Below are 15221 nucleotides of genomic sequence, written 5' to 3'. Positions count from 1 at the left end.
TCCTCCTGATTGGTTAACTTATCGTTATAAGAGACTTTGTAGAATGAGTAAGTGATTCATTACCATCTATCGTTATAAGGGCATCGTCTTCAATTCGCACTCCGCCAAGACCTGAAATATAGATTCCAGGTTCGACTGTTACAAGCATGCCTGGTTCTAGGACAGTATCAGATTTAACTGACAAAGCAGGGCCTTCGTGAACATCTAACCCGATTCCATGACCTGTCGAATGTCCAAAATAATCTCCATAACCTTTAGAAGCGATATAATCTCTTGTCAACGCGTCTGCTTCTTTACCAGTCATTCCCGGTTTAATACCTTTCATGCCAAGCATTTGTGCATCATATACAACTTGATAAATTTCTTTCAGTTCATCTGAGACATTGCCAATTGCCACGGTACGTGTAATATCTGAACAATAACCTTTGTAGTATGCTCCAAAATCCAAAGTTACTAATTCACCAGTCTCAATCGTTTTATCTGATGCTACACCATGCGGCAGAGCTGAACGATAACCCGAAGCCACTATGATATCAAATGATGAAGCGATTGCTCCGTTTTTCCTCATAAAAAATTCAAGTTCATTTGAAACTTCCCGTTCAGTCAAACCAGGACTTATAAACTCGATAATATGTGAAAAAGCGGCATCAGCAATAGACGCGGCATCCTTTACTATCTTAATCTCTGATTCATCCTTTATCAAGCGCAACTTTTCCACTAATCCTGTAACAGGAACGAGCTTTGTTTCTGCTTCATTTAACTGGCTGTCATATGTACGATATGTAGAATATGTAACATTATCTTGTTCAAATCCTAGTTTTTTAATAGATAGATCTTTTGCTAATTTAGCAACCTCTTCAGGAATAGGAGCAGTGTGCATAACTACACGGTACCCTTTTGCTTGTTCCGCGGCTTGTGTTTTATATCTAAAGTCCGTTACCAAGATAGCGTCATTTTTTGTAATAAGAAGCACCCCTGAACTGCCTTTAAAACCGCTTAAATAGAATCGGTTTGAAGAAGAAGTCACTAGTAATGCATCAATATCGAAGTTCTCAAATAATTGCCTTGCTCTTTCTACACGATCCATTTTCATTCCCCCAATTTAACATTGTTGCTGAAAGCCTGAAGTGCAAGTTTGTAGCTATCAAATCCAAAACCTGAGATTTGTCCGATCGTAACAGGAGCAATTACAGACTGCCTGCGAAATTCCTCCCTGGCATGAACGTTTGATAAATGAACTTCAATTACAGGGACATCCACACTGGCAATTGCGTCTCTAATCGCATAACTATAATGAGTATAAGCCCCTGCGTTTAAAACGATTCCCTCATGCTTACCGGAAGATTCATGTATGCAGTCGATAATTTCTCCCTCTGAATTGCTCTGATTAAATGAGACATCAAAGGAAAGCTCAGAAGCTTGTTTTTCCAGTTCTAACTGGAGATCGTCTAATGTTTTCGCTCCATAAATTCCTGGTTCCCGTTTTCCTAAGCGATTTAAGTTAGGACCGTTAATAACAAGAATAGACTTTTTGCAGTCCATTAACGCCACCTCGCCTTTACACAAAAAAATAGAATGTTCTTACAACATTCTATCATAGCGTTTGATCTTTTGGATAGTTACTAACTTTGTGCAGACTGCTTCTTTTCCTGAGCCTCACCGAATCGTTCTCTATATTCAAATGAAATAGAATACCCTATAAAAACACCATATAATATATAAATACAGAGTGTTGTTGTAATTGTATTTTTACCAATTGTATTCATTGGCTCCAATCCTGGAAAGATGGGATGAAGCAAATAAAATACAATACCCCATAATGCAGCTCCAAAGACAATTCCGCCCCACATGGATTTAATTTTTGCAAAAGCATAACGATACCCGATCGCCACTAAGATCGAGAGCAATGAAATAACCAGAATACTGATAAGCTGCCCGATCCATTGAGATTTCCATTTCCCTAATGCCCACGGTGCCAATACTAGAGCTGGTCCTACCTTAGAAAAATTTAAGTAGTATGCAATGAAACCAAATGAAGACCAAATCAGTCCTCCAAAAAAACCTACTCCCACAACCCGGCTCATAAACGAAGATTGGGATTCTTGTTTGTTTTGCTCTAATTGTTTTTCGTCCATAAACGAACACCTCCAACACACTATAGTATGTCCATAAAATACCACATCAAACTCTATTAAGCTTAATCAATCATAATCCGTGTAAAACATGTATAGAATGGGAAAAATACAAATAAATCATACCTTCTGGAGGAATATCCAGCTTTACTGTAGAATAGAAAGTACCTACAAAATTATAGGCTGGGGGTCCAACATGACAAAAGAGAAAAAACCCGTTTACGGCGGTCAAGCTGTACTAGAAGGGGTTATGTTTGCCGGAAGACACACATATGTGACGGCAATTAGAAGAAACGATGATTCAATTGAGTATTTTGAACTTAAAAAGAAACCAGCTCCTGTGTTAGCAAAACTTAAAAAGATTCCTTTTGTAAGGGGATTTATCGCTATTATTGAAGCCAGTATGAACGGCACGCAGCACTTGAATTTTTCCGCTGAACGATTTGGTGTCAATCCTGGTGAAGAACTTGCAGAAGCAGAAGAGGAAAAACCTTCGAAATTTACTTTTTTCTTTAGCCTGGCGATAATCGGTGTCCTATCATTTCTGTTCGGAAAATTCGTGTTTACACTGGTTCCAGTGTTCTTAGCAGAAGCTTTTCGTTTTATTGTTCCAGGTCATCTTGGGCAAAATCTTTTAGAAGGTATGTTTAAGTTTATCTTCTTACTAAGCTATATTTATTTTGTTTCATTAACCCCCGCTATTAAGAGGGTATTTATGTATCACGGTGCCGAGCACAAAGTGATTAATACTTTCGAGGCTGGGGATGAACTTACTGTCGAAAATGTTAAGCGGCATTCACGGCTTCATTACCGCTGCGGAAGCAGTTTTATCCTGTTTACAGTACTTGTTGGAATGGTGATCTATTATTTTGTACCATCTGACGTACTTTGGCAAAGAATTTTATCCAGACTCGCGCTTATTCCTGTCGTTTTAGGGGTATCTTTTGAAGTATTACAGCTGACGAACAAATTAAGAGACGTTCCAGTACTTCGATATTTAGGATATCCGGGACTATGGCTGCAATTATTGACAACAAAAGAACCTGACGAAAAACAAATAGAAGTTTCTATACTATCTTTTAATGAAATGCTTAAACGTGACGCATCCTATGAAAGTGAGAAACAGCAAAATCAAATTGTTTAATTTTAAGGAGGTGGACCTGTTGCAACAGAATAGCAGAAGATTGCATCCTATCATTTGGTTTGTCATTTCACTGGCTGTTGTCGGAATCCTATATCAACTGATCACTTCACCTCGCCAACTATTTACAACCCTTCTGATTGGAGCAGCAGTGGTCGCCGTTTTTTACTTTATATTTCGCAGAACTTCATCAGGAGTAAACGGCAAATATAGAAAAGCAGTAAAACAATCAAAAAAACGGTATGGTTCCAATCAGAAGCCTTCAAAAACTTCGCCGTTATTTTCTAACAAGAAAGTTAAAAGTACAGCTCAGAAAAAACGGGCAAGAGAACATCATTTAACTGTTATTGAAGGAAAAAAGAACAAGAAAAAAAATCGAGCCTCCTTTTAAGGATCAGGCTCGATTTTTGTATGCTGGATGCGGATATGATTTCCCTGCAATCCAACCCTGCAGAAATTGTTCTGCCCTGTCATACCCAAACTGATAAAGTTCATTTTTCGCTTCAGCAGACAACTGAAAGTCGATAACAGACACATGCTTAACAGGCATAAATATAATATCTCTGGCATCGTGTGAATCAATATAACGGTTATCATGTGCTTGCATCATGGTTTCAAACAATGCTTTAAAAAGCTGTACTGCATTCTTAACCTGATGTGTCGGAATATGATCATTGATATATGAACTAAGCTGAAAACCTAACACGGGACGTATTGGTACCCGGTCTTTTCTTTGAAACAGCCACATCGGAAAATTACTCAAGACACCGCCATCGACAATATAGCTTTTTTGTCCAACCCGATTAAACAGCTTAATAGGATAAAAAAAGTAGGGAAGGCTGCAGCTCATCCGAACAGCCCTGGCTATTGGAAAACGTTCTGGAAGCAAGCCGTATTCTTCAAGATCATCGGGTAGTACAATAAGTCTGCCGCGGGTTATATCTGATGCGATTATCTTTAAGCTTCCATAAGGAATATCAGCAAAAGTTACGATTCCCCGGTTAGCCAAAAGGGTTGCCACCCAATTTTCTAAATAATCTCCTTTAAAGAGACCTAGTTTCCAATAAAGCTTTAACCAGTTCATAAACGGTATTGGAACCTTACTTGTGTCCAAGAACTTTTTAAAATCAAGTGCATCAATAATGCTTTTCATTTCATCAGCTTTATACCCGGCTTTTACTAAAGCAGCCATTAACGCACCGGCACTTGTCCCTGCAACCCTTTCAAAAGAAAGTCCTCTGTGTTCTGCCGCCTCAACCGCACCGATCAACGAGAGAGCTTTAATTCCTCCACCTGAAAATACGCCGTCTATTCGCATTGACCATCTCCTCCACTACTATCCTAATCACAAGAAGATGTCCTTTATAACCAATTTTTTCAAAATAAATGGATAGTCTCTAAAAGATTGTTGCTTTTGGGTGTCATTTTTATCTTCATTGACAAGTTGATTGGAGTGCAAGGTGCGTGCCTACCACTTGAGAAACTTCTCGTTAGGCATGCGACGAGGAAGCTCACATCGGTAGCATTTACTTGTAGACGCAGGAGCAAGGATACTTCCATGAGCGGGACAGGTGAGACTTCTAATGGCGCAAAGAGCCGAGAAGGCTCACCGCACGCCCCGCGGAAAGCGAGCACCTGGAACGGAAATCAACCACTATAAAAAAACAACCATAAAAAATTATGATTGTCCTTGTTCTTCGTTTTTAGCTTGTACTTCTCTTAATTCACTAAGGCGATCTTTGTCTTCTTCAAAGAATTGCACGAGATCTCCTATTCGATCAATAGCGTTCCAGCTTAAATGGTGCTCGATTCCTTCAACATCCTGAAAGATGTTTTCCTCATCTACCCCGATTACCTTCAAAAATTCTTCTAACAATTCATGTCTGTATACTAAACGCTTACCTAGTTTTTTTCCATTAGGCGTTAAAACAAAGCCTCTGTATTTTTCATAAACGACATACTTGCCTTTGTCGAGTTTCTGAATCATTTTGGTTACAGAAGAGGGATGTACCTCAAGGTTTTCTGCAAGGTCTGATACTCTTGCATACCCTTTCTCTTCTATTAGGGCATAGATGCGTTCAATATAGTCTTCCATACTTGGGGTTGGCGGCAAAATGTTCCCTCCCTATACTAAAACCGATTGGTCTCTATAAAAAGGATACTATAGAAATGTTTGAGTGACAAGGGAATACCCTTTACCGGAATATTACGTAAAATACTCTATCTTGGCTTGCGGAAACATAGTATTAATATAATTTTCAACAGTCTCACGAAGCTTTGTGGCTTGATCGTCCTGATATACATACTTACCTATTCCATATTTCCCCCACTTGTATTTACGTTCTTCCTCATTCATTTCGAGCTTGCTTTTCGGATAATTTTTTTCGATAACCCTTTTTGCTGGCTTTGTAAAACGGTGCTGAATCAGTTCAAAAGTTAAATCGTTTGTTAATTGTTTTGGGAGCTTTGCTTCTAATATATCAAAAAGCTCTTTATACCCTTCTTCCCAATCCTTATGAAGATATAGCGGTGCCACAATAAAACCTAATGGGTATCCAGCTTCAGCTACTTTTATGGCCGCATTAATTCTTTCCTCTAGTGGGCTTGTGCCTAATTCAAAGTTTTTAATCACATAATGTGAATTTATACTAAATCGAAACCTTGTCCGTCCTTGATGATTGGCATCCAGTAAATGATCAACATGATGATATTTCGTTGTGAACCGAAGCCTACCCAAATCCGTTTGGCCAAAGAATTCAATCGCTTTTTTCAGGGAGTGGGTAAGATGATCAATTCCAACGATATCCGATGTACAAGACGCTTCAAATCGCGTAATCTCCGGTGCTCTTTCCTGCATATACTTTTCAGCCTGAGCAAAGATTTCGTCTGTGTTTACATAGGTTCTTAAATAAGGCTTGCTGCCAAGGGTGGTTTGCAGATAACAATAATGACAATGTCCCATACATCCAGTTGCAAGAGGTATTGCGTATTCTGCTGACGGTTTTGACGTATCAAATTTTAAAGTTTTTCGAATACCTACAACAAGCGTTGATTTTGCTGTTCTATACTTTTGAAAATCGTTATCTCCAGGCAAATCACGGATCTGATTATGTGAAGTTGTCTCTCTTATCTCAACCTCGAGCTTACTGAACTTATCGAAAAGCTCTTTGCCTAATGGATATTCAAGTGCACGCGGTTCAAAATAAATGAGCTGCGGCATAAACGGTTTATTAGCACCGGCCATTTTATTTACCCCCAAAATTCACAAATGATGAGGTTAGTATGTCCGAATATGAGCATATAAAAAGAAGGAACCATTTCCAGTTCCTTCTTGCATTTCGTTTATAGGCCGCACTTTAATTGTGCATTACAGTTCGTACACGTATTGCACCCGCCGATTTCTTTTACTTTTCCTTTTCGGCAGACAGGACATGTGTTGCCTACTTCGTTACCGATTGTAACATCTGTTGAACGAAGGTCAGTAATCGTATCAAGAATTACGACTTTCTTCTTTTCTTCTTCCATTCCAAGGTCGATCTCAGTTTGTTCAAATGTTTCTTCAGCTTTAAGAGTCAGAACTTGCGCATCACGGCTTCCATCAACATAAACGGTTCCGCCTTTTGCTCCGCCTTTATACAAACGCTCATATACCTTTTGAACTTGATCAACTGTATATCCTTTTGGTGCATTTACCGTTTTGGAGATTGAACTGTCAACCCAGCGCTGGATAACACATTGAGTATCCGCATGTGCTTCTGGTGCAAGCTCCATCGCTGCAACAAACCATTCAGGAAGTTCATTTTCATTAGCTTCCGGATTATTATCGAGATATTCTTTTACAATATCAGCTTTTACTTCAATAAACTTCCCAAGGCGTCCGCTGCGGAAGTATGAGAATGAGAAGTAAGGTTCAAGTCCTGTTGAGACTCCAACCATGGTCCCGGTGCTTCCCGTAGGAGCCACCGTTAATAAGTGAGAGTTTCTAATACCGTATTGTAAAATATCATTTCGTACTTCTTCAGGTAGTTTTTTCATATATCCTGTTTCAATAAAACGATTTCGAAGATCATTTGTAGCTATTTCTGTCTCACCTTCTAAGAATGGGAAGCTTCCCTTTTCTTTTGCAAGCTCGATCGAAGTTTTATAAGCGGTAACCGCGATCGTCTCAAAAATTTGATCAACAAGTTTATTTCCTTCTTCTGATCCGTAAACTGTCTCGCAGTAGATGAGTAGATCATGAAGTCCCATTACGCCAAGTCCAACACGGCGTTCGCCTAAAGCTTGGACACGGTTCGGTTCTAAGAAATATGGCGTTGCGTCAATTACGTTGTCTTGCATACGTACGCCGACTTCAACCGTTTGTTTCAACTTCTCAAAGTCGACCTTCTTGTTTTCTTTGTCTGCCATGTTACCAAGGTTCACAGCTGCTAAATTACAAACAGAATATGGTGCAAGTGGTTGTTCTCCACACGGATTAGTAGCTACAACTTTTTGTCCATATGCTGTAGCGTTCGTCATGTCATTGGCATTATCAATAAAAAAGATTCCTGGTTCTGCAGAGTATGTTGCGCAAATGTTGATCAGGTTCCAAAGTTCACGTGCTTTAATACGTTTATAAACACGAATTCCGTAACCTTTTTCTTCCCAAACCCGAACATCTCCAATTTCATGCCACTCATTATTGTAAGCTTCCATTTCTTCAGGAGAGTATGCTTCAACACTTGGGAAACGCAACATATATTCTCCATCGTTCTCAACAGCTTCCATAAATTCTTTGGTTATCGTAACTGAGATATTAGCTCCTGTCAGGAACTCTGAATTATGAACACTGTAAGTACCTCCGTCGCGAAGCATCGTTTCTGCATCGCGTAAAACATCAGAGTCAAAACCGCCTGTTCCCGGAATATCTTTGTAACGTAGAATTCCTTCGTACATTGCCTTTTGAGCTGGTGTTAACGGTGTGAACTTCAATTTATCTTGAGCAACTTGTTTAATCTTCTCGTCGTTCGTGTTTTCAATCAAGTAACGCAAAATACGAGGATTTTGCATTTTAGAAATAATGAAGTCAATAATGTCAGGATGCCAGTCCGCAAGCATGATCATTTGGGCCCCTCTGCGCGACCCTCCTTGCTCAACCAAATGCGTCAATTTCGCAATATCATCCAGCCAGGATACTGATCCAGACGATTTACCGTTTACGCCTCGTGCTAACGCATTTTTTGGTCGAAGTGTTGATCCGTTCGTTCCAACACCGCCTCCCCGGCTCATGATCTCCATTACTTGCTTGCGGTGATCTGAGATTCCTTCACGCGAGTCTTTTACATACGGCATAACGTAGCAGTTAAAATACGTTACATCTGTTTCTGCTCCTGCACCGTAAAGAACTCGTCCAGCCGGTACGAAGTTCATTTCAGAAAGTTCTTTATAGAACTTCTCGAACGATTCCTGGCGCTTTTCCTCTGTCGTTTCAACAGATGCTAAGCCTGTAGCATTCCTTAGTGCAATCTGCTCGTAGAATACTTCCAGCGGCTTGTCCATCACATCGAGTGAACGTGTAATAAGTCCTGTTTCTGCTTCTTCCGGTTTTTCAAGTACTGCTTTGAATTCATCCTCAACTAAAACTACTGCGTTTTTATCGTCCCAGTTGACTGATTGAATATAGCCAAGTCCTCTCGCCGGAAATTTCGGATCTTCTTTGACCGTTAAAACAACAAAATCACCCGGTTTGAGTGTTTTCTTTTCTGTGTCTTTAAAACTGTATCGATCAAGCATCACCAGTAGTGAAACACCTTTATGAGTCGTTTTCATTGTGGATGATACGGGATGTACTTGTGGAAATTGTGCTATATCTTGATTAAGAGCTTCGTAGTCGATACCCTTTTTAACAGTGGCAACTGCGTCCATATTTCTCCTCCTTTTTCATATTCTCACACACGGTGAATGTCTATATCTTGTATGTATTTCTTCTACCCCTATACTATATATACGCAAACACCATGTCAAAGAAAAAATCTTGTCAAACTTGAAATCAAGAGTAATTACTAGAATATCAAAGAAAAAAGAATAATTTATATGATTTTGTTTACTATTTGGCTAAATACTAGATTTGTATTATATGGAAGTTTTAAAATCCTATATAAAACAAAGGTTTTCTCAAAATCCTTCTTTTTGCCAAAAAAAATTAATATCTTGACTTCTTTTTTAATTACTTCTTTTCCTAAAAGAAAAAATCGAGACCTCTTTTGAGGTTTCGATTTTCTGTTTTTTATCTTCTAAAAGTCCATTCGTCATTTCTATATCTTGTATCTGCAATACGTTCGACTTCAGCCCATTGTTCTTCCGTTAACGCAAAGGGAATTAGATTAATGTTCAATCCATCTTCAAATCCTTTTTTGAAAGCTGTTTTTGCATCATTAATCGTAACAGGTGAATCTAGCAGATCATTAATGGCTACTGCCTTTTTCTTAAAAGCATCCTGCATTCTTTCTCGCAAACGGTCACTGGAATACTTAAATAAATCAAAGAGTTTATCCTCGTCTAGATCTAATAAAATAGAACCATGCTGAAGGATGACGCCTTTCTGTCTTGTTTGAGCGCTTCCAGCAACTTTTCTTCCTTCAACAACTAATTCATACCATGAAGGTGCATCAAAACAAACGGCTGAACGAGGATTTTTTAATCCTTCTCGCTCTTCATCGGTTTTTGGAACCGCAAAATATGCATCCAGTCCTAATCCTTGGAATCCCTCTTTAATGCCTTCAGAGATAACTCTATAAGCCTCTGTAACAGATTGCGGCATCGCTTTATGATCTTCAGAAACGATTACACTGTATGTCAGCTCCTGATCATGAAGGACTCCGCGTCCGCCTGTTGGTCGTCTAACAAAGCCTAAATTATATTTTTTTACGGCATTAAGATTTATCTCTTTTTCTACTTTTTGAAAATACCCAATCGACAATGTTGCTGGTTTCCAACCATAAAAACGGATAACAGGAGGGATTTTCCCTTCGCTATGCCATGTTAACAGAGCTTCATCCATCGCCATATTAATCGCTGGTTCACAGTTACCTGAATCAATGTAATACCAATTTTCTTTTTCCATGTTTTCGTCTCCCTGCAATTCTATCGTAACTAGTGTACCAAATTCGGTGATTGTGTCAAAAACAATCGCTTAAATCCTATTATTTTCTTTGCCTATCGGGTCCAGCACCGCTATAATTGGGGTAGATTGTTTAAAGGAGTGCAAGCATTATGGAATGGATTATTTTAATAGTTATTGTTGTTGTAGCAATACTTGCTTATGTTGTTACTATGGGGCTCTATCAAAAGAAATTCTTAAAAACCCTAAATGAAGAAGAGTTTAAAGCAGGATACCGTAAAGCTCAGCTAATTGATGTACGTGAGCCTGAAGAATTTAAAAAAGGCCACATTCTTGGTGCTAGAAATATTCCGTTATCTCAGATGAGACAGAGATTAAAGGAAGTTAGAAACGACCAGCCAGTGTACCTATACTGCGAGAGCGGATTTAGAAGTGCACGTGCGGCAAACTTCTTAAAGAAGAAGAAATACAGCAAACTGCATCATCTTCAAGGCGGATTCCGCAAATGGACAGGCCGTGTAAAATCGAACTAAAAAAACAAAGCAGCCCATTGCAGGCTGCTTTTTTGTTTGGTTATTAAGCTTGTTTGCTGTATTTTAGAATCGGTTTTCTCGCAGCAGTTGCTTCATCCAGTCGTTTTACAACAGTTGTATGAGGCGCTTCTTGCACCAATTCTGGAGTTTCTTCAGCTTCTTTTGCGATTTGAATCATCTTTTCGATGAATTCATCAAGCGTTTCTTTTGATTCTGTTTCAGTCGGCTCGATCATAATCGCCTCTTCTACGCTAAGCGGGAAATAGATCGTTGGCGGGTGGTAGCCAAAGTCAAGCAAACGTTTTGCAATGTCGAGTGTTCTTACCCCAAGTTTCTTCTGGCGGCGTCCAGACAACACAAACTCATGCTTACAGTGCTGCGTAAAAGGAAGATCGAAGTGCGGTTCTAATCGGCGCATCATATAGTTTGCGTTCAGTACAGCATTCTCTGAAACTTGATGCAGACCATCTGGACCCATTGTCATGATATATGTGAAAGCACGAACATTGATTCCGAAGTTTCCGTAAAATGGCTTCACTCGTCCTATAGATTGCGGTCTGTTGTATTCAAACTTATATACATCGTTTTCTTTTACAAGGACTGGTTTCGGCAAGAACGGGATAAGATCCGCTTTTACACCTACAGGACCAGAACCGGGACCTCCACCACCATGCGGACCAGTAAATGTTTTATGCAAGTTAAGGTGAACAACATCAAAGCCCATATCTCCGGGTCTTGCAAAACCTAGGATAGCATTAGCGTTTGCTCCGTCATAATAGAGCTTTCCGCCGGCTTCGTGAATGATTTTCGCCATTTCTAAAATATGCTCTTCAAAAAGACCAAGAGTGTTTGGATTCGTTAACATCAATGCTGCTACATCTTGATCCACAACACGTTTCAAATCTTCTAAGTCAACAAGACCGCGCTCATCAGATTTAACTGTAATCGATTCAAATCCAGCAACTGTTGCAGAAGCAGGGTTAGTTCCGTGAGCTGAGTCAGGTACGATTACCTTTGTACGGTTAAAGTCACCATTTGCTTCGTGATAAGCACGAATCATCATAAGCCCTGTCCACTCACCATGAGCTCCAGCAGCTGGCTGTAAAGTCACTTCATCCATGCCCGTAATTTCGGCTAAAGAAGTTTGCAGACGGTACATCATTTCCATTGCACCTTGTACTGTTTCTTCTTCTTGAAGGGGGTGAATATGAGCAAATCCAGGGAAGCGAGCAACGTCCTCGTTTATTTTAGGATTGTATTTCATCGTACAAGATCCTAGTGGATAAAAACCAGAATCCACGCCATGATTACGATTTGATAATGCCGTGTAGTGACGGACGATCTGCAGTTCAGAAACCTCAGGAAGTTCTGGTTCTTCTGTACGCAAATAGTCGGAAGGAATAATGGATTCTACATTTACTTCTGGTACATCAAGATCCGGAATACTATAGCCAACTCGGCCCGGCTTTGATAATTCAAAAATTAGTGACTGATGTTCTGTACGCATGACAACCCCTCCAATACATTTGCAAGCTGATCTATTTCTTCTTTTGTTCTCATCTCAGTTACTGCGATAAGCATATGATTTTTCAATTCAGAATAAGAAAGACCAAGATCGTATCCTCCGATAATACCGGATTCTAATAACTTTTGGTTTACTTCCTTGGCAGAACATTTAAGTTCGATAACAAATTCATTGAAAAATGGTCCAGTAAATGCCGTTTTCAAACCTTTGTCTTCGAGCATCTTTTTCGCGTAGTGAGCTTTTTGAATGTTTTGGTGCGCTACTTCTTTAACACCTTTTTTACCAAGAGCAGTCATTGCAATAGATGCTGCGAGAGCATTTAGAGCCTGGTTTGAACAGATGTTACTTGTAGCTTTATCACGTCTGATGTGCTGTTCTCTTGCTTGAAGAGTCAATACAAATCCGCGTTTGCCGTCTTCGTCAACAGTCTGGCCCACTAATCTGCCTGGGACTTTGCGCATAAGCTTATTTGTAACGGCAAAGTATCCGCAGTGAGGTCCGCCGAAACCTTGAGCAATACCAAATGGCTGCGCATCCCCAACTACGATGTCTGCTCCAAATTTCCCAGGAGGAGTTAATGCTCCTAACGCAAGTGGATTAGATGAAACAACGAACATTCCTTTATTCTCATGAATGATTTCTTCAATCTCTTTTAATGGCTCGATCTGACCAAAGAAGTTAGGATATTGAACGATAACACAAGCTGTTTCTTCATCAACCGCTGAACGCAAATCGTTTAATGATGTCAGACCGTTTTCAACATCTACTTCTACTACTTCAAGGTGCTGTCCTTTTGCATAGGTTTTCAGAACATCTCTGGATTCAGGATGAACGGATTTTGAAACAACGATTTTCTTTCTTCGTGTTTGTGCAGCTGATAATAATCCAGCTTCAGCTAGTGAAGTTCCACCATCATACATAGATGAGTTTGCTACATCCATTCCTGTTAATTCACAGATCATTGTCTGGAATTCAAAGATAGCCTGCAGTTCACCTTGGGAGATCTCTGGCTGATAAGGAGTGTATGCCGTATAGAACTCTGAACGTAAAAGCATATGGTTTACGATGGATGGTGTGTAATGGTCATAAACACCTGCACCTAGAAAGGAAGCATAATCCTTCGTGTTTTTATTCATGGCTGCAAGCCTGCCCATTTCTTTTACAAGCTGTGGTTCTGATAATGCTTCTTCGATATCCAGGCGGCCTTTAAAACGTACCTCTTCAGGGATATCTTTAAAAAGTTCTTCTGTTGTTTCAATTCCTATCGTCTCAAGCATTTCCTTTTTATCTTGATCTGTCATCGGCAAGTAACGGAACGTCATTGTTTCTCCTCCTTATTAGAACGGTTTATTTTCCACGTTTATAAAATGGTGATGCTACCACTTTTGCTTTTAAGCGTTTTTGGCGAATTTGCACTTCAACTCCTGTTCCAAGTTCGCTGTATTCCTTGTCAATAAGGACAAGCCCTAGGTTCTTCTTTAGTGAAGGAGATTGCGTGCCAGTAGTTACTTCCCCGACCTTCTTATCCCCTTTAAACACTTCATAATGAGAACGAGGAATACCTTTATCGATCATCTCGATACCAACAAGCTTGCGAGGTGCTCCATTTTTCTTTTGATCAGCGAGCACTTCTTTCCCGATAAAGTCTGCTTCTTTATCCGTCTTCACTGCAAATCCGATACCAGCTTCAATGGGTGTGATATCTTTTGTCAGCTCCTGCCCGTAAAGTGCAAGTTTCGCCTCAAAACGAAGCGTGTCACGTGCTCCTAGACCAGCTGGCAGCAATCCATCTTCACTCCCCGCTTCTAATACGGATTTCCATAGTTTTTCAGCATCAGCTGTTTTTAAGTAGATCTCGAATCCATCTTCACCTGTGTACCCTGTTCTAGATACTAAAGAAGGAATCCCAGCTAACGATACGTCTTCTTTGAAACGGAAGAAACCGATTTCAGAAAGGTCAGTGTCTGTCAGCTTTTGAAGAATCATTTCAGCTTTTGGCCCTTGAATAGCAAGCTGGGCATATTCAGGTGACACATTAACAAGCTCTACACCTTCAGTTTTGTGGCTGTTTAGCCATTCGAAATCTTTTTCAATATTTGAGGCATTCACAACTAGCAAATAGTCATTTTCATCTCTTTTATAAATTAAGAGATCATCTACAGTTCCGCCGTTTTCATAGCACATCGCCGTATATTGAGCTTGTCCATTTTGAAGTTTGGAAACATCATTCGTCATTGTATATTGCAAGAATGATAGTGCATTTGGTCCTTTTACTTCGAACTCACCCATGTGAGAAACATCAAATAAACCTGCTAGAGTACGTACAGCCTCATGTTCCTCTTTAATACTTGAAAACTGAACTGGCAATTCCCAGCCACCGAAATCAATAACTTTTCCACCGTGTTCTTTATATGTGTTAAATAACGGTGTGCGCAACAATGTAGCCATGTGAATTCCTCCTTTTTCATACTTTAAAATTTTCAATCAATTTTGGACAAAAAAAGGACAGAGAGACCCCTTATAAATAGGAATCCTCTGTCCTGCAACCGGTAAGTTTCTCAAAATATTTCCTGAGTTTCTTCGTTGGTGGCTTTCATCTATTTAAAAGCTCTCTCCAGAGATGCGTCTAGCAAGAGTCTTTTTGCCTGAGAGTTTCACAATTGTTTGCTCCTTCGGCGCCGCTAAAGCAGTCTCTCCTCTTACTTTCATTCGCGAGTATGTTATTGTCCAAGGTCGCACATACTATTACTATGTTTACTACATTATTATCCTATCATTTTTATAAATGGAA

At 39.7% G+C, this 15221-nt stretch carries 14 protein-coding genes and 1 riboswitch; of the genes, 3 read left to right on the top strand and 11 right to left on the bottom strand.

Annotated features, from left to right (window positions below; genetic code table 11):
• Positions 1-13: 13 nt before the first annotated feature.
• The 3 genes from ACFW35_RS07540 to ACFW35_RS07530 form a co-directional block, all read right to left on the bottom strand.
• Positions 14-1087, bottom strand: a complete 1074-nt coding sequence (locus ACFW35_RS07540) for a M24 family metallopeptidase (RefSeq protein ID WP_379844819.1) — start codon at positions 1085-1087, stop codon at positions 14-16.
• Positions 1088-1089: 2 nt separating this feature from the next.
• Complete coding sequence (gene aroQ / locus ACFW35_RS07535; RefSeq protein ID WP_379844817.1) at positions 1090-1542, bottom strand: type II 3-dehydroquinate dehydratase; 453 nt, start codon at positions 1540-1542, stop codon at positions 1090-1092.
• Between the two features lie 80 nt (positions 1543-1622).
• Positions 1623-2135 (bottom strand): YqhR family membrane protein, encoded by a 513-nt coding sequence (locus tag ACFW35_RS07530; RefSeq protein ID WP_379844815.1) that lies wholly within the window; start codon positions 2133-2135, stop codon positions 1623-1625.
• Between the two features lie 193 nt (positions 2136-2328).
• Here ACFW35_RS07530 and ACFW35_RS07525 point away from each other — a divergent pair, with 193 nt between their 5' ends.
• Positions 2329-3276, top strand: coding sequence for a DUF1385 domain-containing protein (locus ACFW35_RS07525; RefSeq protein ID WP_379844813.1), 948 nt, complete (start codon positions 2329-2331; stop codon positions 3274-3276).
• A gap of 19 nt (positions 3277-3295) precedes the next feature.
• Positions 3296-3664, top strand: a complete 369-nt coding sequence (locus ACFW35_RS07520; RefSeq protein ID WP_379834684.1) for an SA1362 family protein — start codon at positions 3296-3298, stop codon at positions 3662-3664.
• 3 nt (positions 3665-3667) lie between these two features.
• Here the strand turns inward: ACFW35_RS07520 and ACFW35_RS07515 are convergent, their stop codons facing one another.
• The 5 genes from ACFW35_RS07515 to ACFW35_RS07495 all read right to left on the bottom strand — a co-directional run bounded on the left by ACFW35_RS07515 (position 3668) and on the right by ACFW35_RS07495 (position 10375).
• Entirely contained in the window at positions 3668-4591 is a 924-nt protein-coding gene (locus ACFW35_RS07515) for a patatin-like phospholipase family protein (protein WP_379844811.1), read from the bottom strand.
• A 360-nt stretch (positions 4592-4951) separates the two neighbouring features.
• Positions 4952-5368 (bottom strand): transcriptional regulator MntR, encoded by a 417-nt coding sequence (mntR, locus tag ACFW35_RS07510; RefSeq protein WP_379847422.1) that lies wholly within the window; start codon positions 5366-5368, stop codon positions 4952-4954.
• Between the two features lie 111 nt (positions 5369-5479).
• Positions 5480-6517: a spore photoproduct lyase gene (splB, locus tag ACFW35_RS07505; RefSeq protein WP_379844809.1), complete on the bottom strand. Its 1038-nt coding sequence runs from the start codon at positions 6515-6517 to the stop codon at positions 5480-5482.
• A gap of 98 nt (positions 6518-6615) precedes the next feature.
• Complete coding sequence (locus ACFW35_RS07500) at positions 6616-9177, bottom strand: vitamin B12-dependent ribonucleotide reductase (RefSeq protein ID WP_379844808.1); 2562 nt, start codon at positions 9175-9177, stop codon at positions 6616-6618.
• A 361-nt stretch (positions 9178-9538) separates the two neighbouring features.
• Positions 9539-10375: a lipoate--protein ligase family protein gene (locus ACFW35_RS07495; protein WP_379844806.1), complete on the bottom strand. Its 837-nt coding sequence runs from the start codon at positions 10373-10375 to the stop codon at positions 9539-9541.
• Between the two features lie 149 nt (positions 10376-10524).
• On the opposite strand from ACFW35_RS07495, the gene ACFW35_RS07490 reads away from it, so the two are divergent.
• A complete protein-coding gene (locus ACFW35_RS07490; RefSeq protein ID WP_379844804.1) occupies positions 10525-10905 on the top strand; it encodes a rhodanese-like domain-containing protein in 381 nt (126 codons plus the stop codon).
• Positions 10906-10948: 43 nt separating this feature from the next.
• Here the strand turns inward: ACFW35_RS07490 and gcvPB are convergent, their stop codons facing one another.
• From gcvPB to gcvT, 3 genes are read right to left on the bottom strand one after another with little or no spacing between them, the layout of a single operon-like run.
• A complete protein-coding gene (gcvPB, locus tag ACFW35_RS07485) occupies positions 10949-12412 on the bottom strand; it encodes an aminomethyl-transferring glycine dehydrogenase subunit GcvPB (RefSeq protein WP_379844802.1) in 1464 nt (487 codons plus the stop codon).
• Positions 12388-13752 (bottom strand): aminomethyl-transferring glycine dehydrogenase subunit GcvPA, encoded by a 1365-nt coding sequence (gcvPA, locus tag ACFW35_RS07480; RefSeq protein ID WP_379844800.1) that lies wholly within the window; start codon positions 13750-13752, stop codon positions 12388-12390. The genes gcvPB and gcvPA overlap by 25 nt, the downstream gene beginning before the upstream one ends.
• A 25-nt stretch (positions 13753-13777) precedes the next feature.
• A complete protein-coding gene (gcvT, locus tag ACFW35_RS07475; RefSeq protein WP_379844798.1) occupies positions 13778-14878 on the bottom strand; it encodes a glycine cleavage system aminomethyltransferase GcvT in 1101 nt (366 codons plus the stop codon).
• Between the two features lie 175 nt (positions 14879-15053).
• A riboswitch (glycine riboswitch) is annotated at positions 15054-15139 on the bottom strand.
• Positions 15140-15221 lie beyond the last annotated feature (82 nt).

It is taken from the genome of Fictibacillus sp. NPDC058756, from assembly GCF_042746035.1.
Lineage (GTDB): Bacteria > Bacillota > Bacilli > Bacillales > Fictibacillaceae > Fictibacillus.
This window is presented reverse-complemented; position numbering and strand designations above follow the sequence as displayed.

Coding starts and splice junctions, on each gene's coding strand:
- gcvPB (WP_379844802.1), bottom strand. CDS start 12,412: ATGCGTACAGAACATCAGTCACTAATTTTTGAATTATCAAAGCCGGGC.
- ACFW35_RS07540 (WP_379844819.1), bottom strand. CDS start 1,087: ATGGATCGTGTAGAAAGAGCAAGGCAATTATTTGAGAACTTCGATATT.
- ACFW35_RS07515 (WP_379844811.1), bottom strand. CDS start 4,591: ATGCGAATAGACGGCGTATTTTCAGGTGGAGGAATTAAAGCTCTCTCG.
- ACFW35_RS07495 (WP_379844806.1), bottom strand. CDS start 10,375: ATGGAAAAAGAAAATTGGTATTACATTGATTCAGGTAACTGTGAACCA.
- ACFW35_RS07530 (WP_379844815.1), bottom strand. CDS start 2,135: ATGGACGAAAAACAATTAGAGCAAAACAAACAAGAATCCCAATCTTCG.
- aroQ (WP_379844817.1), bottom strand. CDS start 1,542: ATGGACTGCAAAAAGTCTATTCTTGTTATTAACGGTCCTAACTTAAAT.
- gcvT (WP_379844798.1), bottom strand. CDS start 14,878: ATGGCTACATTGTTGCGCACACCGTTATTTAACACATATAAAGAACAC.
- ACFW35_RS07500 (WP_379844808.1), bottom strand. CDS start 9,177: ATGGACGCAGTTGCCACTGTTAAAAAGGGTATCGACTACGAAGCTCTT.
- mntR (WP_379847422.1), bottom strand. CDS start 5,368: ATGGAAGACTATATTGAACGCATCTATGCCCTAATAGAAGAGAAAGGG.
- ACFW35_RS07490 (WP_379844804.1), top strand. CDS start 10,525: ATGGAATGGATTATTTTAATAGTTATTGTTGTTGTAGCAATACTTGCT.
- splB (WP_379844809.1), bottom strand. CDS start 6,517: ATGGCCGGTGCTAATAAACCGTTTATGCCGCAGCTCATTTATTTTGAA.
- gcvPA (WP_379844800.1), bottom strand. CDS start 13,752: ATGACGTTCCGTTACTTGCCGATGACAGATCAAGATAAAAAGGAAATG.
- ACFW35_RS07525 (WP_379844813.1), top strand. CDS start 2,329: ATGACAAAAGAGAAAAAACCCGTTTACGGCGGTCAAGCTGTACTAGAA.